Here is a 24,688-nt window from a genome sequence, read left to right on the forward strand (position 1 = left end):
AAAGCTAGGATTAAATACTGTGCTTTTTTTTGCAATGTTCAGATTACGTGTTGATGGTGACGATAGCATCGCGGCATTCCCTCTCCCTTGATGGGAGAGGGTTAGGGTGAGGGTGATACGCTTGCGTATATTGTAAGTTCAACACCCCCATCCCAACCTTCCCCCGTCGAGGGGGAAGGGGTTGAATTCGATCCGCTCAAGCACTTGTGATACCAGCTATCAACACCAAATCTGAACTTCACTGCTGGTTTGCCAAGGTAAAAATGAAAAACGGAACCCTTGGGCTCCGTTTTTTTAGTTTGCTGCGAGGTTTACTGTGATGCGGCCGTTTTTTCCGCGATCAATTTGCGAATTTCCGGCATTTGATGCTCAAGGTAATGAATGCTGGTTTCACCTTTGATAAATTCAGCATCCACCAAGAGCTGCTGATGCAGTGGGATATTGGTTGAAATCCCTTGCACTACCATTTCGGACAAAGCAATGCGCATTTTGGCAATCGCTTGCTCACGGGTGTCGCCGTAAGTGATGATTTTACCAATCATGCTGTCGTAGTTTGGCGGTACAAAATAGCCTTGATACACGTGCGAATCCACCCGAACACCCGGGCCGCCCGGTGTGTGATACGTCGTAATCCGGCCAGGACTTGGGAAGAAATTGAGTGGATCTTCGGCATTGATCCGGCATTCAATCGCATGACCGTGGATTTTAACGTCCGCTTGGGTGTAGCTCAGTGGTAAGTTCGCTGCGACACGAATTTGCTCTTGCACAATGTCGATACCGGTAATGAGCTCAGTCACCGGATGTTCAACTTGCACTCGCGTATTCATCTCAATAAAGAAGAATTCACCGTTTTCAAACAAGAATTCAAACGTACCTGCACCGCGGTAGCCCATACGGCGGCATGCTTCGGCGCAAGATTCACCAATGCGCTCACGCTGCTCTTGGGTAATGCCTGGTGCTGGCGCTTCTTCGAGTACTTTTTGGTGGCGGCGTTGCATTGAGCAATCGCGCTCGCCTAAATAAATCGCATTGCCGTGCTGGTCGGCCAAAATCTGGATTTCGATGTGACGTGGGTTTTGCAAATAGCGTTCCATATACACCACTGGATTGCCAAATGCCGCGCCAGCTTCCGCTTGCGTCATTGCGACGGCAGCGAGCAAGTCTTCTTCGCGCTCAACAACGCGCATACCACGACCACCACCACCACCAGCGGCTTTAATAATGACTGGATAGCCGACTTTACGGCCAATCTTAATCATTTCATCGCCGTCTTCAGGCAATGCGCCATCTGAACCTGGTACGCAAGGTACGCCAGCTTCTTTCATTGCATCTTTGGCCGACACTTTGTCGCCCATTAGGCGAATCGTTTCTGGGCGTGGACCGATAAATACAAAGCCCGATTCTTCGACTCTTTGCGCAAAATCAGCGTTTTCAGAAAGAAAACCATAGCCCGGGTGAATCGCTTCGGCTTCGGTCACTTCGGCTGCAGAAATCAACGCCGCCATATTCAGGTAGCTTTGTGCTGATGGATTCGGGCCGATACAGACTGATTCATCCGCCAGCTTGACGTATTTGGCTTCGCGGTCAATTTCAGAATGAACCACAACAGTTTTGATGCCCATTTCACGGCAGGCACGCAAGATACGCAGTGCAATCTCGCCGCGATTGGCAATGAGGATTTTTTTAAACATAGGTACTCCGTGATCAGTGAGTGCTGCTGATTGGGGGGAGGGGAGTGGGGAGTGGGGATTGGTGAGTGGGTTTTATTCCCCACTCCCTATTCTCTACTCCCCTTATTCCCAATTTCTTACTATCCCTAACCCGGCATCTCACAGAATTAGCCAATAATAAACATTGGTTCGCCATATTCAACGGGCTGACCGTTTTCTACCAAGATGGCTTTAATCACGCCGCTGTGTTCAGCTTCGATTTCATTCAATAATTTCATTGCTTCGATAATACAAATCGTTTGACCCGCAGTCACGCTTTGGCCAACTTCAACAAATGGTTTGGCATCTGGGCTCGATGAGCGATAGAAAGAGCCAACCATCGGTGATTTTTGGGTGTTACCCGAAACCACCGGCGCTGCAGCTTCGCTGGCTTCAACGGTTACCGCAGGGGCTGGCGCAGGTGCGGCAGCTTGTTGTTGGGCTGGAACATGATATTGCATCGGTTGCATGTATTGGGCGTTGGCAACGGTGCGGGTGATGCGTACTTTTTCTTCGCCTTCAGTCACTTCTAATTCGGCAATGCCTGATTCTTCAACTAAGTCGATGAGTTTTTTAAGTTTACGTAGATCCATGTTGCAATCCCCTCTGAAAGGTCAAATGGGTGTCCTGTCGTGCAGGCCACCTTATGGTTTAAACAAATGTGTGTCAGTAAAAGTAGGTCTTGTCTTGCCGTACTTAAATATTTGCGTGGCGGTTAGTCAGAAAACAGCTGTTTAGGCCTTTTATTTGGCCGATTTTAAGCGGTCGATGACAAACTCGAGTGCATAGGCATAGCCTTTAGCGCCGAGGCCGCAGATCACGCCAATGGCGAGATCAGAAAAATAGGAGTGATGACGGAAGGTTTCCCGTGCATGTACATTCGATAGATGTACTTCGACAAAAGGTACTTTGACGCCAGCCAAAGCATCACGAATCGCCACACTAGTATGCGTGAACGCAGCAGGGTTGATCACGATATAATCCGTACCGTCTTGTAATGTGGCATGGATGCGTTCGATGATTTCATATTCGCGATTGGACTGAAAAGTCTCGACTGAAACTTTTTGGCTCGCACCCAAGTCAATTAACTGTTGATTGATGCTGGCCAATGTATTGCTGCCGTAATGTTGGGGTTCACGTAGTCCGAGTAAATTAAGGTTGGGGCCATGCAAAACCAGAATTTTACCGATATCGGCCATTCGCGAACTCCTTGTAACACAATGTAATCGACGGAGTTTGCCGCAAGTTCTGCGAACTTGTCCAGAAAAAGCGTGCTTTTTCTTTTTTACTGAGGGTGTAAACGATTGTTTTAAATCGTGCCTACGTCAATGTTGGCGCGGCTTATATCGATGTTTGCTGATACAATCTTGTAGTTTTGCTACATATGCGACGAAGGCGTTTTTTTAATGCAGATTGCCGATTTTGATTACCATTTGCCCGATCAATTGATCGCGCAGTTCCCTCCTGAGGTGCGCGGCGCGAGTCGTTTGCTACATATTGACGGTCAAACGCGTCAAGATACGCTATTTAGCGCTTTGCCCAATTTTTTGCGTGCTGGCGATCTTTTGGTGTTTAACGACACCAAGGTGATTAAAGCGCGTTTATTTGGTGAAAAAGCCAGTGGCGGCAAAATTGAAGCGTTGGTTGAGCGGGTTTTAGATGAGCATACGGCTTTAGCGCACGTTAAAGCGTCTAAAGCGCCCAAGGCGGGGACGATTTTGCATTTTCAAGGCGGTTTCACCGCCGAAATGGTCGAGCGCCAAGGCGATTTATTTAAATTGCGCTTTGCTGGCGATTTAAGCGTGTTTGAGATTTTGGAGCAATCGGGCTTATTGCCATTGCCACCCTATATCACGCATGTGCCTGACGATGAAGACGCTAAGCGCTATCAAACTGTTTACGCGCGTGACCCCGGTGCAGTGGCTGCACCAACAGCGGGCTTGCATTTTACCGATGAGTTGCTAACGCAAATTCGTGCGATGGGCGTCGATACGGCATTTTTGACCTTACATGTGGGGGCCGGCACCTTTATGCCGGTGCGCGTCGACGATATTAGCGAGCACACCATGCACCACGAGCGGTACTTTATTCCGCCAGCGACTATCGAGCTGATTTTGGCGACCAAGGCACGCGGTGGACGGGTGATTGCAGTAGGAACAACCAGTTTGCGCGCGCTGGAGGCCTCGTCACAGCAAGGCTTGTTGGTAGAGCCGGTGGGCGACACCGATATTTTTATTACGCCGGGTTTTGAATTTAAAGTGGTGGATCGTTTGATCACTAACTTTCATTTACCCAAATCAACGTTATTAATGCTTGTGGCAGCGTTTATTGGATTTGATACCATGCGCGCAGCGTATGAACATGCAGTGAGCAATGAATATCGCTTCTTTAGCTATGGTGATGCGATGTTGTTGGAGAAGTCGCTATAGTCATAACAATAAAATTTTAACGCAGAGGCGCAGAGAAAAAACAAAGTGGGTTTCTCTGTGTCTCTGCGCCTCTGCGTTGGATCTTTTGAGTGCTTTAAAATGAGCGCCGGACTGTTTTCCGGCTTGCGAGGAAACACATGAAATTTGAATTAAAAACCACCTCATCAGGTGCCCGTCGCGGTACTTTGACTTTGAATCACGGCGTGGTTGAAACGCCGGTATTTATGCCCGTTGGCACTTACGGCACCGTGAAAGCGATGACGCCGCGCGATTTGAACGACATCAAAGCGCAAATCATTCTCGGCAACACTTTCCATTTGTGGCTGCGCCCAGGTTTGGAAGTGATTAAAGAATTCGGTGGCCTGCATCAATTTATGGGCTGGGATAAGCCGATGTTGACCGATTCGGGCGGTTTCCAAGTATTTAGCTTGGGCGCAATGCGCAAAATCACCGAAGAAGGCGTGAAGTTCCAAAATCCTATCAACGGCGATAAATTATTCTTGACCCCAGAAGAATCAATGCGCATCCAAAAGGTGCTCAATTCGGATGTGGTGATGATTTTTGACGAATGCACGCCGTATCCTGCTGATCATAAAACCGCCGCCGATTCGATGCGGATGTCGCTGCGCTGGGCTAAGCGCTCGAAAGATGAATTTAACCGCCAAGAAAATCCCAATGCACTGTTTGGTATTGTGCAAGGCGGTATGCATGAAGACCTACGTAATGAATCACTTGCTGGTTTGGATGAGTTGGATTTCCACGGTATGGCGATTGGTGGCTTGTCGGTTGGTGAGCCCAAAGAAGAAATGGAGCGCATTTTGGCGCATACCGCGCCGCAATTGCCAGTCAACAAACCACGCTACCTAATGGGGGTGGGTACGCCTGAAGACTTGGTATATGGCGTATCGCAAGGCATTGATATGTTTGACTGCGTGATGCCAACGCGCAACGCCCGCAACGGCATGATGTTTACCCGTTATGGCAACGTTAAAATCAAAAATGCGCATTACAAAAAAGATCTGCGCCCGCTAGATGAAAGCTGTGATTGCTACACTTGCCGCAATTTTAGCCGTGCCTATCTGCATCATTTGTTCCGTTGCCAAGAAATTTTGAGCTCGCAGCTTAATACCATCCACAATCTGCACTACTACCAAGTGCTGATGGCGGAAATGCGCGCCGCAATTGAAGTCGATCAATTCCCGCAATTTGTCGCCAAATTCCATGCCGAGCGAGCTCGCGGCGTAGATTAAGCCATTTATTACTGCAGCATTGCTAAAGCCACCGCAAGGTGTAATGCCGTTCACTTAGCCAAGTGAGCGGCATTTTTTTTCTCGATTTCATTGCTGGTGTCGCTTTTGACGCCAAGGCACAGAGAAAATCAATTGCAAAACCATCAATTTCCTCCGCGCCTCTGCGCCTCTGCGTCAGGTTTTCAGGGTTTGTCGTTAAGTGAACTGTATTTACCGCAAGGTGGCTTTTTTCGTATGGATTAAGTCAGTCTAAATTAAGCTATGCTGGGTCTGATGTCGTGCCAGCCGTTGCCAATCACTTGTGTATGGCTCATTGAGTTTTGCTGGCACGCTAGCGTAAGCAGTTACGTTAAGTCTAAAGACCTTGAGTGTTTCGCTGAGTGAGACGAAAAATGGCTGCAAATTTAAAACTAGCTGAACTATTGGGTTCGCTCAGTTATGCCTTAGATCTAACTGAAGGACAGCCTGAAGGCCATTGCGTGCGTTGTTGCTGGATTGGCGTGCATATTGGCCGGCAAATTGGCATGGACGAAGCGCAGATTTGGGCTTTGTATTACACCTTATTACTCAAGGATTTGGGTTGCAGCAGCAATGCGGCGCGAATTTGCGAGCTGTATTTGGTCGACGATCAGCACTTTAAACATGATTTCAAATTAGTCGGTAATAATTTATCGCAAGTTTTAGGCTTTGTTTTTGAGCACACCGGCAAAAATGAAAACTGGACGCAGCGCTTAACGGCGATTTTGAATATTTTGCGTAATGGCGATCAAATCGCCCAAGAGTTAATTCAAACCCGCTGTGATCGTGGTGCACGTATTGCCCGCCAGCTGCGGTTCCCTGAAGCCGTGGCGCAAGGGATTCATTCATTAGATGAACATTGGGATGGTAGTGGCCGACCAGAAGGTTTGCGTGGCAGCGCGATTCCAATCCATGCGCGGATTGCCTTATTAGCGCAAGTGATTGATGTATTTAATTTCTCGCACGGCATGGAAGCCGCCCGTTTAGAAATTCAGCAGCGTGCCGGCGTGTGGTTTGACCCTGAATTGGTGGCTGCGTTTAATGTGGTTGGCCAAGAACCGGCATTTTGGCAGGCGTTGAACGATCCCAATATTGATCAAATCGTGCAGTCGCTAGAGCCCGCGCAATGGACTCAGCCACTGGATGAGCAATACATGGACGATATCGCCTCGGCATTTGGTCAAGTGGTGGATGCCAAAAGCCCGTTTACCGCTGGGCATAGTGAGCGGGTGGGTTTTTATGCCAATTTAATCGCGCAAGAAATGGGTTTTTCTGCCGAGCGTTGTCAATGGATTACCCGCGCAGCGTTATTGCACGACGTCGGCAAGCTAGGGGTGAGTAGCCGAATTTTGGAAAAACCGGGGCGTTTAACCGATGAAGAATTTCGGGCCGTGCAACAACACGCCAGCTTAACTGAAACTATTTTGGGAAAAATTGCCCAGTTTGCCGAATTAGCCGTGGTGGCCGCAGCGCATCACGAGCGTCTCGACGGGCAAGGCTATCCGCGCAAAATCAGTGGCGCAGCGATTTGTATGGAAACGCGCATTATCACCGTCGCCGATATTTTTGACACCATCAGCGCCGAGCGCCCGTATCACGCCGCCAATTCGCCAGAAAAAACCATTGAGATCATGCGCGGCATGCTGGGATCAGCCATTGATGCCGATTGCTTTGCCGCATTGCAAAGCGTAGTGATGCGCGAAAGTATGCTATCGCCTGCTTAGTGGGATCTACTCAAGCACTTGTGATATTGCCTATCTCCATTGGGTATTGCCGTGTAGATCTTGTTGTATAGATATTGCAGTGATATACCCATTTCTTTGCGATTAGGTTTTAAGCGCTTGGCGCTGGTATTCATCGCTAAGGGTTTGCCTGTAGCGGTTTGCCGTGAATGAATTTAAACCCTGCGCCAAGTGTTGTAGATAGGGGAGGCTGGCTCGGGCTTGGCTCACTTTTTGATGTGGATCAAACAGTGGCAGTGCGGCGCTGGGCAGTATGGCGGCTTCTGAGGGAGTCAGCGATGAGTTTATTGATTGAATGGAATGAAACGTTATCGGTCGGGATTCAAGAGATTGATGAGCAGCATAAAGTGCTGGTGAATTTATTAAATGAATTACACGATGCGATTCGCCAGCATCATGGCCGTGAGGCCTCGGTGGAGATTTTGCAGCGTTTGGCCGATTACACCCGTATCCACTTCACGGTAGAAGAAAGCTTGATGCGAATTTTGGGTTATCCCGATTATGAAACGCACAAACAGCATCATGAAGAGTTGATTGGGCAAATGGTGGATTTGCAAGCCAGGCTCAATCAAGGAGAAGCGGTGTCTTTTGAGTTGCTGCATTTTTTACGCAATTGGTTGACGCGGCATATTATGGAAGCCGATCAACGCTATGTTGAGCACTTCTTATCGCGCGGCGTGCAAAAAACGTGGCAAAAGAAAGGCTGGTTAGAACGCTTTTGGTCTTGATCGCCAATCGTATCTCGGTGGTGATGCCAAAAAAAAAACGCACAGCGGACTGTGCGTTTTTTATTGCTACTCGAAGGCTGCATTTACCGCATCACACAGCTTGATCGTTATTGTCATTCACGATCTTTTTGGCGGGTTTGTGCGGCGAAAAATGCTCGGCATGGGTATACAGCTGCAAATTAAAATGCGCCTGATCATCGCGATAGTCAACGCGCGGTGCATCGGCGCTGTGATGAAACGTCCACCAGCAATAAATTAAATACACTGCGCCCGCCAAGATTAACGCCCATGTGATCCAGATGCTGATCATTATCTATACTCCGCAGTCAACAATCAGTCAGCATAGTAAAAGATACGTCGAAAGCAAATACTTTGTTAGGCCAGCTTTACGGCGATTAAATCAGGTTACGGACTCAGCATCATATATGCGCGCCAGTTTTAAAGGCCGCTCGCTAAACCCGCAGCGGTATTAGGGTAGCGTAATTGCAGCTTGAGCTCATTTTTGGCGCGGGCATTGCCAATTTGCCGCGATTCATTCAAATAAGACAATAGGGCGGGCGACAGCCGCGTTTGCGCTTCGACTCGGCTAATGCGTGGCGGACGCGCCAGCTGCATCGCATCGGCGACTTGATCAAAATAATCGCCCATTTTATGCGGCTCATCATCCACGATATTGTAAGTGCGTAGCGGCAAACCGCGAAACAGCGCCAAACATAGCGCATGCGCTAAATCATCGGCATGAATATGATTGCTATAACTGTCTTCTTCACGGTGGAGCACCGGTTCACCCCGCGCAATGCGCTCCAGCGGTAAACGATTGGCAGCATAAATACCAGGCGAGCGTAAAATGCTCAGTCGAACACCGTGCCGTCCTGCCCAATCACGCAATTGTTTTTCGGCATCGACTCGGCGCAATGCGCGCAGCGATTGCGTTTTAAGCGGGCTGCTTTCATTAATCCATTGCCCTGCATAATCGCCATAAACACCGCTGGTGCTGATGTAAACAGCTCGGCGTAAGCGCTGTGGTAAAATTTTATTTTGCTGGATATTGGCGTGGCTTAGAGCGGCAATTAAGGCTCGCGTTCGTTGATCGCCCACGCCGTCACCGGGTGGTGCGCTGTGAATCAAATACTCAGCAATGCCACTTAAGCGTGCTAAAGATTTTGGCCGATCTAAATCGGCAAGAATAGGGCGAACACCAAGGGTATTGAGCTGTAATGCAGATTCTTTAGAGCGTGCAGTTGCATACACCGTAAAGTGCTGCTTAAGCCAAGGCAGGGCGCGGCGAACAACATCGCCACAACCAATAATCAATAAGCGTGGTTTTTTCATAGATTTAGTAGCTCACAGCGTGGCGTAGTTAAGGGCAGGCATTGGTCAATGCTCGACACGCATTAACACAGTATGGAATGAATATGAGTCAACAACTTACCATCGAACCTTCGGGCCAGCAACTCTCTGTCTTTAAGGGAGAGACCTTGCTCGACGCCGCCATGCGAGAAGGTTTTAACATGCCGTATGGTTGTAAAAACGGATCGTGCGGCGCCTGCAAAGGCAAGGTGCTCAGCGGCGAAGTCGTCCATGGTGATCATTCTGAAACGGCGCTGAGCGCGGCCGAGCAAGAACAAGGTTATGCCTTATTTTGTTGCGCCACACCGGTCAGCGATCAAGTGAGTATCGAATGCCGCGAAGTCAGCGCCACTAAAGATATCCAAATTAAAACCTTGCCAACACGCATCGAGCGCATCGAAAAAGTATCGCCTGACGTCGCTATTTTGACTTTAAAACTGCCATCGACCGAAAAGCTGACCTATCTGGCTGGGCAGTATATTGATATCCACACCAAAACCGGCAAAAAGCGCAGTTTCTCAATTGCCAATCCACCGCATCACGAGGGCTTTTTGCAACTGCATATTCGCCACATCGACGGCGGCGAGTTTTCTGATTACGTGTGGAACACGATGAAAGAGCGCGAGATTTTCCGCTTTACCGGCCCACTCGGTAGCTTCTTTTTGCGTGAAGACAGCGATAAACCGATCTTGTTCCTAGCCACCGGCACCGGTTTTGCCCCCATCAAAGGCATGATCGAGCATGCGTTGGCCAATCATACCCAGCGTGAAATGGTGCTTTATTGGGGTTGCCGCACCTTGGCTGATCTCTATATGCCCGAATTGCCATCGCAGTGGCAGCAGCTCTATCCCAACTTTACTTTTATCCCGGTTTTATCTGACCCCAAGCCCGAAGATCAGTGGCAGGGCCGTACCGGATTCTTGCACGAAGTGGTTTTGTCCGACTTTGCCAACCTGGCTCACTACCAAGTTTACGCCTGCGGATCCCCCATGATGGTCGAAGCGGCTTATACCGGCTGCCTTTCACACCAACTACCTAGCGACGCGTTCTTCTCCGACGCCTTTTTTACCAGCAAGGATTTAAAATAAAAACGTTGTAAAACCAGACGTTTATCGATTCTTTTGTAAGAAGTGCTTGCCTTAAATCAAGTCGTTCTATATGATGCAGTCCTGTTGCCGATGTAGCTCAGTTGGTAGAGCACCTGACTTGTAATCAGGGGGTCGCGAGTTCGATTCCTGCCGTCGGCACCAAAGAATATAAGGGTTCCAGCCTTTTAGCTGGAACCCTTTTTCGTTGGCGCTCGAAAATCAATCTACCCACCCGCAGCAGTCCCAAGTCGCTGTGACGCCGATTACACGGGCGATCTTTCTTGTACGCTCAATATCGATGATTTAGCCCTCATCGCGTCAATTAAAAAATCAATCAGTTTAAGTCTTAGCCGCAAATCATTGCTGCGCGCGATGCCGTGTTGGGCTTTGGCGCTTTTTGCGGAGACTCTGTGCTGTACAAGCTCGCATAAAATGGTTAGTCATCGCTGGCTAGGCCTTGATTTGCCGCGAAAAGCACGTCAGTCGCGGCGCAAAACCAAAGATCAATGGACCCTAGGTCATTGCCAGATAATGCACCTTTATTTTGATAAACCGTCTTTTGTCTAAATGCGTCATTTCAAGGCTGCAAGCTGTTGATTTCGCTTTTCGTGAGGGTGGATTCAGAATCGAGTTATACTTACAGCGTAAAAATGTCAAAAATATAAGCCGATGATCCTTAAGTCTTCTGAGTCAAAACAAGCGCAATTTGATGAATTGAATCGATTGTTGTTAACGCCCAATTTGAGCGCCAAGCAGCATGAGCTGATCAGCAAAGAAATCCACGCCCTCAAGCAAGGTATGCTGGGTGAGCAAAATAGTGAATACGAAATCAATTTTTATTTACAAGATTCAAAAAACTGGGCAGTGATTCACGACCTGCGGATCGAGCACAATGGGCGTGTGGCACAGATTGACCATTTGTTGATCAACCGTTTGCTCGATGTATTTGTGATTGAAACCAAGAACTTTAGTGCTGACTTGCAAATCAACGAACAAGGCGAGTTCACCGCTTGGTATAACAAAAAGCCCATCGGTATTCCTAGCCCATTCGCACAAAATGAAAAGCATATAGAAGTACTCAAGGCGTTGAGTAAAACCCTGCCATTACCAACACGCCTTGGCGTTACGCTGATGCCCTCTTTTCACAGTGTGGTGATGGTCAGCAAGCAGCAACGGATTACGCGGCCCAAAAATTTCGATAGCAAAAACATCATTAAAGCGGATCAGATTTTGGAATGGGTGACGAAAACGAATTCGGATGATGCGGGCTTTGGGCGTATTTTTGGCAGTTTAGCCAAGATGGTGAGTGGTGAAACGGTGATGGACATTGCCGAACTATTTACGCGGCATCATCGTCCGATAAAAATCGATTACAAAGCAAAGTTTGGCATTATTGGTATGAATGACCCCGCGGTTACGGCGCAACAGGTGGCGGCAAAACCGCAGGTGATTGCGCCGCTGGCGATTGTTCCCGTGGCAGACACGGAGCAAGAGGGCGCTAAGCTGACCAGCTCAAAACTCGCCGCCAAGTTAGGGCTTAAAAATACTCAAGCACTGATTGATCTATTGGTGGCCAAGGGCTTGGTCGAGATGGTGAATGACAAGCCAAAACTGACTCAGCAAGGCAAAGCCATCGGCGGTGAGGCGAAGTTTAACCCTAAATTTGGGCCGTACTTTATTTGGCCCTCCAATATGCCGATCTAGGGCTGTTGAGGTTTGCTTGGCTAACAACCGCGTTTGCGCGGATTTTGGCATGAGCCAAGGCACAAAGCGCGCAGCGTAGTCATTCTACGTCAGCGCTTGGTAACGCAGCATCAGGCTGACTTTTTTTAAAAAAGCCGCCGCCAAACCAAACTTCAAAAACCCCTAGCCATCGCCAATGCAGCACTGCCGTGTTGCCAAATAAAACCACAGTGCAATGGCGCTTGGTTTTGAAGTAATTATTTGGGGTATTACTGTCTATGCCATTTTAATTAAAGCCTAGATGGCTATACCTATTTGTTATCTTCTTTTTTTGCTTGATCTTGCCGATTGATTATTTTTTTTTGCTTACAAAAATGTTGTAATCTCTGCCGGTGAAATGACGGCAGAGCTTCTTTTGATCCCCAGCAAAAAACACTGAATGTCAGTTTTTGGGCTTGGGCGCAGCGTTAATCGCACTCTTTTGTCGTGAAAATGCCAACCTGCGGTGTCACGCTGCTTTGTCTTGGGTCTACGTCCTATTTAAGACTGCGGATCGTAAGGCAGCGGATCGATCGCCTAATCTATTTTTCCCGCAGTTCGTGCCTTGCTTGCTGGCGTGTGGCTGCGCTTGATGCTCGGAAATTCAATGAATCCAAATGAAATCCCCACCACCGTACCCACTGAACTGCCGCCACCTACGGTGAGCTTTTGGCAAGCGTTTTGGTTTTGGTTAAAACTGGGCTTAATTAGCTTTGGTGGGCCTGCTGGGCAAATTGCCATCATGCATCAAGAGCTGGTTGAGCGGCGGCGTTGGATTTCAGAAAAACGTTTTTTGCACGCGCTGAACTATTGCATGGTGTTGCCCGGCCCCGAGGCGCAGCAATTGGCAACGTATATTGGCTGGTTAATGCATACAACCCGTGGGGGTATTGCCGCTGGGGTGTTGTTTGTATTGCCTTCGCTGGTGATACTCATTGTATTGGCGTGGGTTTATATTGCTTTTGGCGATGTACCGCTGGTGGCGGGATTGTTTTACGGGATTAAGCCGGCGGTGACGGCGATTGTGCTGCAAGCGGCGCATCGCATCGGCTCGCGCGCGCTTAAAAATAATCTGTTGTGGGGCATTGCGGGTGCGTCATTTGTGGCGATTTTTGCGCTGAATGTACCGTTTCCGTTGATTGTCTTGGTGGCGGCCGTGGTTGGCTATATCGGCGGCAAAATAGCGCCAGACAAATTCAAAACCGCTGGTGGGCATGGCAAGGGCGCTCAGTCTTACGGCGCGGCATTGATTGACGACGATACGCCCACGCCAGCGCATGCGATTTTTAGCTGGGCCCGACTGCTTAAAATCATCGTGATCGGTGCGCTGCTGTGGCTGGTGCCGATGGGCTTATTGATGGCGTATTTTGGCTGGCAGCATACCTTCACGCAAATGGCGTGGTTCTTTACCAAAGCCGCGTTGCTCACATTTGGTGGCGCGTATGCGGTGCTGCCGTATGTGTATCAAGGCGCGGTGCTGGACTTCCAATGGCTAACGCCAACACAAATGATTGATGGCTTGGCGCTGGGCGAAACCACACCGGGGCCGTTGATTATGGTGGTGGCTTTTGTTGGTTTTATCGGCGGCTATACCAAGGCGCTGTTTGGGCCCGAATCGGTGTTTTTAGCCGGTGCGCTCGCCGCTTGTTTGGTGACATGGTTTACTTTTTTGCCGTCATTTTTGTTTATTTTTGCGGGTGCTCCGTTGATTGAAACCACCCACAATGATTTGAAATTTACCGCACCCTTAACGGCGATTACCGCCGCAGTGGTGGGGGTGATCGTGAATCTGGCGCTGTTTTTTGGCTATCACGTGTGGTGGCCAACGGGCTTTGCCAGCGGCATTTTGAGTTCAATCGATTGGCTTGCGGTATTGATTTCCATCGCGGCGGCCATCGCTTTATTTAAATACAAAAGCAATGTCATCCACGTGATTGCCGCCAGTGCGGTGCTGGGTTTAATCCTGAAAACGAGCTTGCAGTAAATTTGTTTAATTGCTGTGGTGCGTTATCGGCCAAGCAATGAGCTTGCCGCGCAGCAAAGCGCTGATTTATGGTTTTTCAAATGTTGTTAGTTTGTATTTAAGTATTTGTCATCAAATAGACATGTATGTTTCAGCTAAAACCATGCAAAATAGCAGGGTAAAGTGTTTATACGGTTTATATTCTTTTATTGATGGAGATTTTGATGACTAAATCCACAAATCCAGCGGTGGCGATTGTGAAAGACCCTAAAAACGCCGTAGAAAGCGCCGCACCAGTTGCAACACCAGCAGCAACAGTTCCTGCCGCAGCTGCGCCAAAAACCAGCGCCAGCACAGCGCGTAAAACGACAACGCGCCGCGCTCGAACCACGCCAGCTAAATCGAACACGGCGCCCACTAGCGCTGAATCGAGCGCCGTTGCTCTCGCAGCGCCAAGCGCAGTCAAGGCCAACCCTGCTACTGCGACCAAAGCCGCTGCGCGTAAGCCCGCCGCAACGAAAACTGCCACAGCTAAACCCGTCGCTAAACCCATCGCAGCTAAAGCTGACACCGCCAGCACGGTCGCCGATGTGCCAATGGCTAAAGTGACTAGCAAACGTAAAGCGGCGGTTTCTGTTGATGATCTGGAAACCTTGGCCACGCATTTACTCAGCGAGCAATCAAGCGCTGCGCCGCAAGCCAAAATGGGTAAAAAACTCGATAAAGCCAGCCAGTTACCAGCGAAAAAAGCGGGAAAAAAAGCCAAATTAATTCGCGATAGTTTTACCTTCCCCGAAGCCGACTACGCCTTGATTGCCGCATTAAAACAGCGGGTGATCGGCGCCGGTCTTGAAGTGAAAAAAAGCGAATTGATTCGTGCTGGCTTAAATGCTTTAAGCGCCTTGGCCGATGAAGAGCTACATAAAATGCTGCATCAGCTAGAAAAAATCAAAACCGGCCGCCCAGCAAAGTAAGCATTTTTTAGATTTGGTGCTGGTGTGTTGTGCTGTGCCGCAGGCACTTAAAACCACCACCAGCAGCAAATCTGAGTATCACTCTAAATAATAGGGTATCTATTGTGAGCTATTGTTAGATAAGATCTCTATAGCTATACCCAATAAAAATGGCAATGTTCAGATTTGGTGTTGATGCCGTGCCGCGCTCGTCGGACTGGGGCTTAAACACCCGTCTAAGCGCACCGAGTGAGGAGTGAGACAAACAGCTATATCGTTTGGATCACGACGATCGAGGGCATCGGGGACCGATGCGCGCTCGGGGCGCCTTTCTTTCCCCCTCTTTCTTTGGCGAGTCAAAGAAAGAGGGGGCCGCCACTGACTGCGACTGTAAACAGCCGTGCCGTAGGCACTTAAAACCATCAACACGTAATCTGAACATTACCTAAAAAAGCGGAACCGAGGTTCCGCTTTTTTTTATACTTGATCCGTCGTCTTGCCACCGAGTGCGGCGTTAAACGACGGCATCGCCACCGAATTAATCGCGGGTTGCGGGTTTTTTTCGGCGCATTAATTGGTAAGCGGCAGGAATAATAAATAGCGACAACAAAGGCGCAGTAATCATTCCGCCGACCATAGGAGCAGCAATCCGGCTCATGATTTCGCTACCAGACCCACTGCCAAATAAAATCGGCAGCAAACCGGCGATAATCACGGCGACGGTCATGGCTTTGGGGCGCACGCGCAATACCGCGCCTTCAGTAATGGCATCGTGTAAGCCCGCATTGCTGTGATCGCCTTGGTCGAGTCGTTCTTGCTGTGCATTTTTTAGATACAGCAGCATAATCACGCCAAATTCAGCCGAAACCCCCGCCAAAGCAATAAACCCCACCCCCGTGGCAATCGATAGGTTGTAGCCCATTAAATACAGGAACCACACGCCGCCAGTGAGTGCCAAGGGCAGCGTTGCCATAATCAGTAAGGCTTCATCAAAGCGTTTAAAGGTGAGATAAAGCAGTACAAAGATGATGAGCAAAGTCGCAGGAACAACCAGTTTGAGCCGTTCATTGGCGCGTTCCAAAAACTCAAACTGCCCGGAATAACTAATACTAATCCCAGGTGCAAGTTTGATTTGCTCGCTGACGGCGCGGCGTAAATCTTGCGCCACGGATGCCAAATCACGATCGCGCACATCGACATATACCCAGCCGGTCGGGCGGGCATTTTCGCTTTTGAGCATGGGCGGGCCGTCAGTCACCAACACTTTTGCCACCATGCCCAGCGTAATTTGCGCGCCTTGTGGGGTTAATAGTGGCAGGCTAGCGACCTTGTCGACGGTATCGCGCCATTCACGCGGATAGCGCATATTGATCGGAAAGCGCGCCAAACCTTCAACGGTTTCACCGATATTGTCGCCGCCAATGGCGCTGGCAACCACCGCCTGCACATCGCTGATATTGAGCCCATAGCGTGCCGCTGCCGCGCGATCAATTTTGACATCGACATAGCGCCCACCGGTGAGTCGCTCGGCCAGCGCTGAGCTCACGCCGGGAACGGTTTTGGCGATGGCTTCAATTTGCTGCGCAATTTGGTCTAAATCATCCAGATTGCTGCCGGCAATTTTGACGCCAATCGGGCTTTTAATCCCAGTGGCCAACATATCGATGCGGTTACGAATCGGTGGCACCCAGATATTGGCCATGCCCGGTACTTTCACCGCATTATCGAGCTCTTCAATCAGTTTTTGCGGCGTCATACCGGCTCGCCATTGATCGCGCGGCTTGAACTGGATCGTCGTTTCAAACATTTCTAGCGGTGCAGGATCGGTGGCCGTTTCGGCGCGACCGGCTTTGCCCGAAACATGTGCCACCTCGGGCACGGTTTTAATCATCCGGTTGGTTTGCTGCAGTAACTCGCTGGCTTTTTGCGCCGATAAGCCCGGCAAGGCCGATGGCATATACAGCAAATCACCTTCATCGAGCGGCGGCAAAAACTCGCCACCCAAGTGCTGAATCGGCCACAGCGCAGTCAAAAAGACCAGTACCGACACCACGAGCGTGGTTTTGGGTTTGGCCAAAACAGCATCGAGCAGCGGGCGATAAATCCGAATTAGCCAGCGATTGAGCGGATTTTTATTCTCTTCAGGTAGTTTGCCGCGGATCCAATAGCCCATCAAAATCGGAATCAGCGTCACCGATAGTGCGGCAGCGGCGGCCATGGCGTAGGTTTTGGTAAACGCCAGTGGTGAGAATAGTCGGCCTTCTTGCGCTTCGAGCGTAAACACCGGAATAAACGACAGCGTGATAATCAGCAAAGAGAAAAACAGCGCCGGGCCAACTTCAACCGCCGCATCGGTCATCACTTGCCAATGCGCATCGCCTTTTAGCTCCTCGCCCGGATGGGCGTGTTGCCAAGCTTCGACTTTTTTATGCGCGTTTTCAATCATCACCACCGCAGCATCGACCATCGCGCCAACGGCAATTGCGATGCCGCCGAGCGACATGATATTGGCGTTCACCCCCTGATAGCGCATCACCAAAAACGCGATCAGCACGCCGAGCGGCAAGGAGACAATCGCCACCATGCTGGAGCGAAAATGCCCGAGAAAAATCACGCAAACCAGCGCTACCACTAGAAATTCTTCGAGTAATTTAAAGCTCAAGTTTTCAATGGCGCGATCAATTAAATGACTGCGATCATAGGTGGTGACGATTTCAACGCCAGCGGGCAGGCTGGGTTTAAGTTGCTCTAGCTTGTTATGCACTGCCGTGAGGGTATCGCGGGCGTTTTTACCTGAGCGCAAAATCACCACGCCACCAACGACTTCACCTTCGCCATCGAGCTCGCTAATCCCGCGGCGCATCTCAGGGCCAAGCTGGATATGGGCCACGTCGCCGAGTAAAACCGGCACATTATTCGCCAGTTTGATGGGTATAGCCTTGAAGTCGTTGATGGACTTTAGATAGCCGTCGGTACGTACCATGAGTTCGGTTTCACCGGCTTCTAAAACCCCACCACCGGTTTCTTGGTTGGCTTTTTCCACCGCTTCACGTACTTCGCTTTGGCTAATACCAAAGTTGATTAACTTCACCGGATCCAGCACGATTTGATATTGCTTGACCATGCCACCGACGGTGGCCACTTCGGCGACATTGGGCAGCGTTTTCAGCTCGAACTTCAGATACCAATCTTGTAAAGCGCGCAGTTGTGACAAATCATATTGGCCGGTTTTATCCACCAATGAATATTGATAAATCCAGCCGACACCGGTGGCATCGGGGCCTAAGGATGATTTGGCAGAGGCGGGTAAACGGCTTTGGATTTGATTGAGATATTCCAAAACGCGCGAGCGCGCCCAATACAAATCGGTGCTGTCGTCAAACAGTACATAAACAAAACTATCGCCAAAGAAAGAAAAACCCCGCACGGTTTTGGCGCCGGGCACCGACAACATGGTGGTGGTCAGCGGATAGGTGACTTGGTTTTCGACAATCTGCGGCGCTTGCCCCGGATAACTGGTGCGGATAATCACTTGCACATCGGATAAATCGGGCAGGGCGTCAATCGGCGTGGTTTTCACCGCCCAAACGCCCCAAGCAGTCAGAAAGGCCATCGCCAGCAGCACTAAAAATCGGTTCGCAACCGACCAACGTATAAGGTGAGCAATCATGAGTGACCTCCTGATTTGGGGATGATCTGTAGACGTTTAAGCATTAAGCCATCATCGGTTTGCTGCACTGTGGCGCGCACTTTGTCGCCGACTTTAAAGCCTTTGAGTACCTCGGGGTTGCTCACCGGATACGGCATCGTCATGGCCGACATGCCGATGATTTTGAATGCCTCGTGCGCCAGCGTGACTTGTGTGTCATCCATGGCTTTAATGCTGGCATTGGCTTCATCGATAACGACGGCAGGCGTGCTGATTGCGGCGGGCTCACTGATCAGCTTGGTTTTAATGCCGGCCAAATTGGCTTCGGATTCAATCAAGAATTGCCCGCTAGCAACGATTTTTTGCCCTTCAGTTAAGCCGCTAGCGATGATGGTTTTGTCACCGACTTCAGCACCGAGGATGACTTCAACTGGCTCAAAGTGATTGTCTGCATTAAGCCGCATCACCAGCGCGCGTTTACCAGTGCGTATCACGGCTTCTGTTGGCACCACCAGCGCTGAGTTGGCTGAATGAGCTGCGAGTTTGACTTGTGCCGACATGCCGGGGCGTAAACGGCCATCCCGATTGGCTAGCTCTACGCGCACTTTGATGCTGCGGCTGGCGTCATTTAAGCTCGGCAAAATCGCGGTGATTTTGCCGGTGAGTGGTACGCCGGGAAAAGCGGCCAAGGCAATGTCGGCTTTGCCGCCAACTTGAACCCAAGCCGATTGCGCTTCGGGAACGGCCACATCCAGCCACACCGAGCTAATGCCGTTGATCGTGGCCAGTGTTTGCCCAGCTGCTAGCGTCATGCCACTGCGGACTGCGAGCTCTTGAATCACGCCAGCTTGGCTGCTGCGTAGCGTTTGGCGGGCGCTGATTTTGCCGGTTTTTTCAACGTTCGCAATCAAACTCGCCGGCATGCCGGTTAAGCGCAAACGCTCGCGCGCGGCACTGATTAAGCTGGCGTCATTACTGCTGCGAATGGCCAGAAACTCATGCTGCGCGGCAGTCCATTCGGGCATCAGAACTTCGGCCAGTGGTTGGCCAATGGCAATCATGTCGCCCGGCGCTAAAGGCCAAACGCGCTCAACAAACCCCGCGCTGCGCGCTTGCTCAATGGCGATGTCGCGCTCATTAAACGCCAGCATCCCGGTGGTATCGATGTGCTGAGCAACTGATACGCGCTCAACCACGGCGGCGCGCATCCCAGTGTTTTGTAGCGTTTGCGCGTCGATTTTTACGCCAGCGCTGTCGCTACTGTCGCCAGCGTATTTCGGCACCAAATCCATATCCATAAATGGCGATTTACCCGGTTTATCAAACTGCATATCGGGTTTCATTGGGTCGTACCAATACAGTACTTTTTTTTCTGGTTGGGCTGATACGGGCTCCATTTGATGGGGCGAGGCGCTCATTCTGCCGCCAACGACCCCAAGGCCGAGCAAGGCCGCGCCGATGGCGAGGGCGATGATGGTTTTTTTGGTATTCATTGTGCGGCTCCTGCGGTGTTGGCGGCGATACTGGCGATGGCGTTGTTGTAGGTGAAGTGCAAACGCGCTTGCAGTTGCTGCAGCTCGCCCCTTACCGCGATGGCTTTGAGCTGGGTGTCGAGCCGATCTCGCCGCGCAGCAATCACTTCACTGAGTGCGGCTTTGCCACTTTTCCACGCGCTTAAAGTCAGGCTGATTTTTTCTGTTGCCAAGGGAATCAGCGTGGCTTGATAGCGTTGATTGGCTTGTTGCAAGCGCTGTAAATCGGCGATGTCGTTGGCTAATTCAGCACTGCGTTCCCGCAGCGACGCTTCGCGTTCGGCGTCGAGCGCGGTTTTTTCTGCCACTTTGGCGGCAATCATTGGGTCTTGTCGTTGGCCCGAAAAAATCGGTAAATCAAAGGAAAATTCCAACATCACTGAGTCGTCATCATGTGGATTGCGCTGATATTTGAGCTCAACACCCCAATCGGGCGTTTTGCCGGCGCGCGCTTCGGCAATCTCGGCGTTGAGCACATTGCCTTTAGGGTCAAACGCGGCTAATTCAGGGCGATTGGCGAGGTGATTTTGTAAAGCCTGCGCATCAATCTGAAACGTTGGCATCAGCCCCGTTACGCCTTCATCTGCGGCGGCACCCACCCAACGCTTGAGTTGCGCCATCGCTTGTGCGCGGCGTGCGCTGAGTTCATCGCGTATTTCGCTGAGTCGAGCGCGCTCTTGTTTGGGCAAAATCGTATCGCTAATGCTGCCTTTGCCTGAGGCCAATTGCGCTTGAATCACTTGGCTAAAAAGTTGGTTTTCGGCTTCGAGAGCATCAATCAAACTTAGCTGTTGCTCAACGCTGTATTGCGCAATCCAAGCTTGGGCGGTTTCTCGCGCCACATTTTGCTGGGTGATTTTATTGTCCATTTCGCTGATGGCGATGCGCGCATTGGCCGCTTGAATTCGGGCATTGCGTTTATCGCGATTGGGAAACTCCTGCATCAGTGCGACAGTTTGCATCGCCATGCCATTAAAGCTGGGGTTAAACCGATCGGGACCCGAGACGGGTAGATTATCAACCGCCAATTTGATTTTTGGGTCGGGCAATTCGCCGGCTGGAATCGCCAATTGCTGCGCCGCAGTGACTTGCGCATGGCTGGCGCGAAGTTGCGGCGCATTGGCCAGAGCCAGTTGTTGGGCGGATTCAAACGTTACGGCAATAGCGCTAACAGGAATACAGCTCATCAGACCTGCTAAGCACATTTTGCTTGCAAGGTGCTGGCACGAGAAAAGTCTCATGTTCTAACTCCAAATCAATTTGCTGGCTGCAATCAAGCAGCGAGCACAAACTCTCGTGCCGGTCTGAAGCAGTACCGAGCAAGAGAACCTTATTTAGATGGAATTAGCTGTGCTGTGGCGGACGCCAAACATTGGATGGATCAAACGACGCCGGAACGGCGTGTAGCGTAGGGGTGTAGATTGCAGTAAAAAATAGCTGCGGCTTGGCCAGTGCTAAATCGAGTACGCCAAATTGGCTCGATTGGCAGTCGACATTGTGTTGACAGCTCGATGGGGATGTTTGCGCCGTGTGCTGCGCATCGCAACATGCTGGCATTGCTTGATCGCAGTCTTGCATTTGCTGCATTTGCTGCGCTTGGTGTGTTGAATGCGCTTGAACCGGCGAACTCATCGTTTTCATCATGCAGTGCGAATCTTGCGGGCGAGCATTGGCCCAGCCTTGAAACGCAATGGAGATAAAGAAAAGGAGATAGAGAATGCCACGCATAGTCGGCAGTATATGTGAGACTTACAAATGCCATTTGAATAATCTCTGATTTTATGATGCGCATCAAATTCATCGCTCCGCGTCGATGGCCACGCGCCAAACGATTTAACTTGGGTTTCTTGCGGCATTCGGCGCGGGTGAACGGGGTTTTATGTCTGATAGGCGTGGTACTTCAATATGTAATCTGGACATGTCTTAAAAAAGGCAATGTTAAGATTTGGTGTTGATGCTGTGCCGCGCTCGTCGAGCTGGGGCTTAAAAATCCCGTCTAAGCGCACCGAGTGAGGAGTGAGACAAACAGTTTTATCGTTTGGCTCACGATCGATCGAGGGTACAGCGGAGCTGGGCGCGCTCGGGTCGCCTTCTTTTGCTTACTTTTCTTGGCGAAGCAAGAAAAGTGAGTCCCCGTCGCGGACTGCGACTGTAAAATAATGTGCCGCAGGCACTTAAACAAAAAAAGCCTTAAGGATTTGGTGTTGCTCTGTAGCTCTTTTATAGTAATGCTTATAGCGCAATACCCAATAAAAAAGCGAAACCGAAGTTTCGCTTTTTTTGTTTGCACCATCTTTCCGCCGAGTATCAGGCCACCTCGTAGCAGCAAGCGCGAGGTCGCTTGATCGATTTATTCCGTCAAACCATTGTGGCGTAGCAGTGCATCAATCGCTGGTGCGCGGCCGCGGAAGGCGGCAAAGGATTCTGCCGCAGGGCGCGAGCCGCCGACGGCTAAAATTTCTTTACGGAATCGTGCGCCGACTTCAGCGTTGACCACACTAGCGCCCGTTTGATCGGCCGCTTCTTCAAATGCCGCGTACGCATCGGCGCTGAGTACTTCCGCCCACTTATAGCTGTAATAGCCTGCGGCATAGCCGCCAGCAAAAATATGACTAAATGATTGCGGGAAGCGGTTATATTCCGGCGGCAAAGGCAGCGCCAATTCTTGCTGCACCGCTTGCGCAAAGGCGCTTAAATCACCAGCAGAAACGGCTTCGGATTTTTGGTGCAAAGCCATATCAAAAATCGAGAAATACAATTGGCGTTGCAAGCCAGAGCCGCTATGGAAGTTTTTCGCCGCCAACATTTTATCAAAGAGTGGGCGAGGTATCGCTTCGCCGGTATCGGTGTGATGCGTCAGCGCTGGCAATACCTGCCATTCCCAGCAGAAGTTTTCCATAAACTGGCTTGGCAATTCCACCGCATCCCATTCCACGCCGCTAATGCCTGATACTTCCAGCTCGTCCACTTCAGTCAGCAAATGATGCAGCGCATGGCCCATTTCATGGAACAAGGTAATCACATCATCGTGCGGCAACATCGCGTCTTTGCCATCGACGCCGCTGGCGAAATTACACACAATCAGCGCCACTGGCGTTTGCACGGTACCGTCCGCCTGCAATTTACGGCCGCGTACATCATTCATCCACGCGCCGCCTTGCTTGCCTTCGCGGGCATGCAAATCCATATAGAGGCCACCGACCAAACTGCCGTCGTTGTTTTTGAGATCAAAATACCGTACATCGGTATGCCACACTGGGGCTTGGCTAGCAACGAACTGCAGGCCATACAGCTCGGAAATCAATTTAAATAAGCCAGTTAGCACTGTTGGCTCGGTGAAGTATTGTTTTACTTCTTGTTCGCTAAACGAGTATTTTTCTTCGCGCAGGCGCTCAGACACCAAGGCCACATCCCACGCTTGCAGCTTTTCAATGCCAAATTCAGACTGGGCAAAGCATTCGAGCTCGGCGCGATCAGCCAGCATAAATGGCTTGGCGCGTTGCGCCAAATCGCTTAAAAAGTCGATGACTTGCTGTGGGCTATCGGCCATTTTTGTGACGAGTGATTCTTCGCCAAAATTCTTAAAGCCCAATAATGTCGCCGCCTCTTGGCGTAGCGCCAAGATTTCTGGGATTAACTTGCCGTTATCCCATTCGGCTTTGCCAAATTCAGAAGCGCGGGTGGAATACGCTTTATACAGTTGCTCACGTAACTCACGATTTTGCACGTATTGCATCACCGGCATATACGACGGCATTTTTAGCGTGATTTTGTAGCCGTCTTTACCGTCCGCCTTGGCTGCTGCTGCCGCAGCCGAGAGGTTATCGGCAGGCAAACCCGCGAGCTCTTCCGCAGTGACATACAGCGCAAAATCATCGGTGGCATCGAGTACGTTTTGTGAGAATTTAGTCGTCAACTCAGAGAGTTTTTCTTCGATGTCTTTAAAGCGATCTTTTTGCGCAGTTGGCAACTCTGCACCCGACAACACAAAGCCGCGAATCGCATCATCAATCACCGTTTTGCGCGTTGGATTTAAGCCGTCGTATTCGCGCTCTTTGACTGCTTTATATAAAGCGAATAGTTTTTCGTTTTGGCCGATTTCAGTAAAAAAGTTTGAAATCCGTGGAATATTGGCGTTATACACTTCGCGCAATTCGGGTGAATTGACCACCGATTCCAAATGCGCCACCACGCCCCAGGCGCGGCCTAGGTTTTCCAGCGGCGCCTCTAAAACACTCAAACTATCCCAAGATGCATTCGTAATTTGCTCGGCTTGGGCAATCGCCTCCGCCGCCGTTGCGAGCAAAATATCCAGCGCCGGATTCACGTGTTCAGGTTTGACTTCGCTATAGCGCGGTAAATCGGCAAAATCGAGAAGGGGATTAGCTTGGGTCATGGTCGGTCTCGGGTAGAATGGTGGAATATAGAATTTAAGCAATAAGTAAGCGTAGGAGCGGGCTTGCCCGCGAAGGCGATCTCAAAAGCCGTGCATTCGCGGGCAAGCCCGCTCCTACGGATGGAATTTTTTAATGTTCAATAAATACTAAATGGGCTT

General features: G+C 50.3%; 18 protein-coding genes and 1 tRNA gene. 9 read left to right on the forward strand and 10 right to left on the reverse strand.

Going from position 1 to position 24,688, the window contains the following annotated elements; genetic code table 11:
- Positions 1-311: 311 nt before the first annotated feature.
- The 3 genes from accC to aroQ all read right to left on the reverse strand — a co-directional run bounded on the left by accC (position 312) and on the right by aroQ (position 2,908).
- On the reverse strand, positions 312-1,691 hold the full coding sequence (gene accC / locus K4H25_RS05570; protein ID WP_221022375.1) for an acetyl-CoA carboxylase biotin carboxylase subunit: 1,380 nt from the start codon (positions 1,689-1,691) through the stop codon (positions 312-314).
- Positions 1,692-1,837: 146 nt separating this feature from the next.
- Positions 1,838-2,302, reverse strand: a complete 465-nt coding sequence (accB, locus tag K4H25_RS05575; protein ID WP_173533437.1) for an acetyl-CoA carboxylase biotin carboxyl carrier protein — start codon at positions 2,300-2,302, stop codon at positions 1,838-1,840.
- A gap of 150 nt (positions 2,303-2,452) precedes the next feature.
- Positions 2,453-2,908, reverse strand: a complete 456-nt coding sequence (gene aroQ / locus K4H25_RS05580; protein ID WP_182076553.1) for a type II 3-dehydroquinate dehydratase — start codon at positions 2,906-2,908, stop codon at positions 2,453-2,455.
- A 207-nt stretch (positions 2,909-3,115) separates the two neighbouring features.
- Here aroQ and queA point away from each other — a divergent pair, with 207 nt between their 5' ends.
- The 4 genes from queA (at position 3,116) to K4H25_RS05600 (ending at position 7,876) form a co-directional block, all read left to right on the forward strand.
- Positions 3,116-4,138, forward strand: a complete 1,023-nt coding sequence (gene queA / locus K4H25_RS05585; protein ID WP_221022376.1) for a tRNA preQ1(34) S-adenosylmethionine ribosyltransferase-isomerase QueA — start codon at positions 3,116-3,118, stop codon at positions 4,136-4,138.
- Positions 4,139-4,275: 137 nt separating this feature from the next.
- Complete coding sequence (tgt, locus tag K4H25_RS05590) at positions 4,276-5,388, forward strand: tRNA guanosine(34) transglycosylase Tgt (RefSeq protein ID WP_221022377.1); 1,113 nt, start codon at positions 4,276-4,278, stop codon at positions 5,386-5,388.
- A 392-nt stretch (positions 5,389-5,780) separates the two neighbouring features.
- Positions 5,781-7,130 carry an HD-GYP domain-containing protein gene (locus K4H25_RS05595; protein WP_221022378.1) on the forward strand — a complete coding sequence of 450 codons (1,350 nt, stop codon included), beginning with the start codon at positions 5,781-5,783 and terminating at the stop codon, positions 7,128-7,130.
- Positions 7,131-7,426: 296 nt separating this feature from the next.
- Positions 7,427-7,876: a bacteriohemerythrin gene (locus K4H25_RS05600; RefSeq protein WP_182076555.1), complete on the forward strand. Its 450-nt coding sequence runs from the start codon at positions 7,427-7,429 to the stop codon at positions 7,874-7,876.
- A 91-nt stretch (positions 7,877-7,967) separates the two neighbouring features.
- Here the strand turns inward: K4H25_RS05600 and K4H25_RS05605 are convergent, their stop codons facing one another.
- Both K4H25_RS05605 and K4H25_RS05610 read right to left on the reverse strand, forming a co-directional pair.
- Entirely contained in the window at positions 7,968-8,186 is a 219-nt protein-coding gene (locus tag K4H25_RS05605; RefSeq protein ID WP_221022379.1) for a hypothetical protein, read from the reverse strand.
- Between the two features lie 128 nt (positions 8,187-8,314).
- Entirely contained in the window at positions 8,315-9,208 is an 894-nt protein-coding gene (locus K4H25_RS05610; RefSeq protein ID WP_221022380.1) for an NAD-dependent epimerase/dehydratase family protein, read from the reverse strand.
- Positions 9,209-9,291: 83 nt separating this feature from the next.
- Between K4H25_RS05610 and K4H25_RS05615 the strand changes: the two genes are divergently transcribed.
- The 5 genes from K4H25_RS05615 (at position 9,292) to K4H25_RS05635 (ending at position 14,973) form a co-directional block, all read left to right on the forward strand.
- Positions 9,292-10,314 carry a CDP-6-deoxy-delta-3,4-glucoseen reductase gene (locus K4H25_RS05615; RefSeq protein WP_221022381.1) on the forward strand — a complete coding sequence of 341 codons (1,023 nt, stop codon included), beginning with the start codon at positions 9,292-9,294 and terminating at the stop codon, positions 10,312-10,314.
- Between the two features lie 86 nt (positions 10,315-10,400).
- Positions 10,401-10,476 (forward strand) — tRNA-Thr (locus K4H25_RS05620).
- Positions 10,477-10,983: 507 nt separating this feature from the next.
- The gene (locus K4H25_RS05625) at positions 10,984-12,018 is read left to right on the forward strand and encodes a nuclease-related domain-containing protein (RefSeq protein ID WP_221022382.1); all 1,035 of its coding nucleotides are present in this window, start codon (positions 10,984-10,986) and stop codon (positions 12,016-12,018) included.
- A 625-nt stretch (positions 12,019-12,643) separates the two neighbouring features.
- Positions 12,644-14,020, forward strand: coding sequence for a chromate efflux transporter (chrA, locus tag K4H25_RS05630; protein ID WP_221022383.1), 1,377 nt, complete (start codon positions 12,644-12,646; stop codon positions 14,018-14,020).
- A gap of 203 nt (positions 14,021-14,223) precedes the next feature.
- Complete coding sequence (locus K4H25_RS05635; protein ID WP_221022384.1) at positions 14,224-14,973, forward strand: hypothetical protein; 750 nt, start codon at positions 14,224-14,226, stop codon at positions 14,971-14,973.
- Positions 14,974-15,490: 517 nt separating this feature from the next.
- Here K4H25_RS05635 and K4H25_RS05640 read toward each other — a convergent pair.
- From K4H25_RS05640 to K4H25_RS05660, 5 genes are all read right to left on the reverse strand, one after another.
- On the reverse strand, positions 15,491-18,622 hold the full coding sequence (locus tag K4H25_RS05640) for an efflux RND transporter permease subunit (protein ID WP_221022385.1): 3,132 nt from the start codon (positions 18,620-18,622) through the stop codon (positions 15,491-15,493).
- Positions 18,619-20,094, reverse strand: coding sequence for an efflux RND transporter periplasmic adaptor subunit (locus K4H25_RS05645; RefSeq protein ID WP_221022386.1), 1,476 nt, complete (start codon positions 20,092-20,094; stop codon positions 18,619-18,621). The genes K4H25_RS05640 and K4H25_RS05645 overlap by 4 nt, the downstream gene beginning before the upstream one ends.
- On the reverse strand, positions 20,091-21,320 hold the full coding sequence (locus tag K4H25_RS05650) for a TolC family protein (RefSeq protein ID WP_221022387.1): 1,230 nt from the start codon (positions 21,318-21,320) through the stop codon (positions 20,091-20,093). The genes K4H25_RS05645 and K4H25_RS05650 overlap by 4 nt, the downstream gene beginning before the upstream one ends.
- 157 nt (positions 21,321-21,477) lie before the next feature.
- Positions 21,478-21,765, reverse strand: a complete 288-nt coding sequence (locus tag K4H25_RS05655; RefSeq protein ID WP_221022388.1) for a hypothetical protein — start codon at positions 21,763-21,765, stop codon at positions 21,478-21,480.
- Positions 21,766-22,483: 718 nt separating this feature from the next.
- The gene (locus tag K4H25_RS05660; protein ID WP_221022389.1) at positions 22,484-24,529 is read right to left on the reverse strand and encodes a M3 family metallopeptidase; all 2,046 of its coding nucleotides are present in this window, start codon (positions 24,527-24,529) and stop codon (positions 22,484-22,486) included.
- Positions 24,530-24,688 lie beyond the last annotated feature (159 nt).

Origin of the sequence: Deefgea piscis (genome assembly GCF_019665785.1) — a bacterium.
Taxonomy (GTDB): domain Bacteria; phylum Pseudomonadota; class Gammaproteobacteria; order Burkholderiales; family Chitinibacteraceae; genus Deefgea.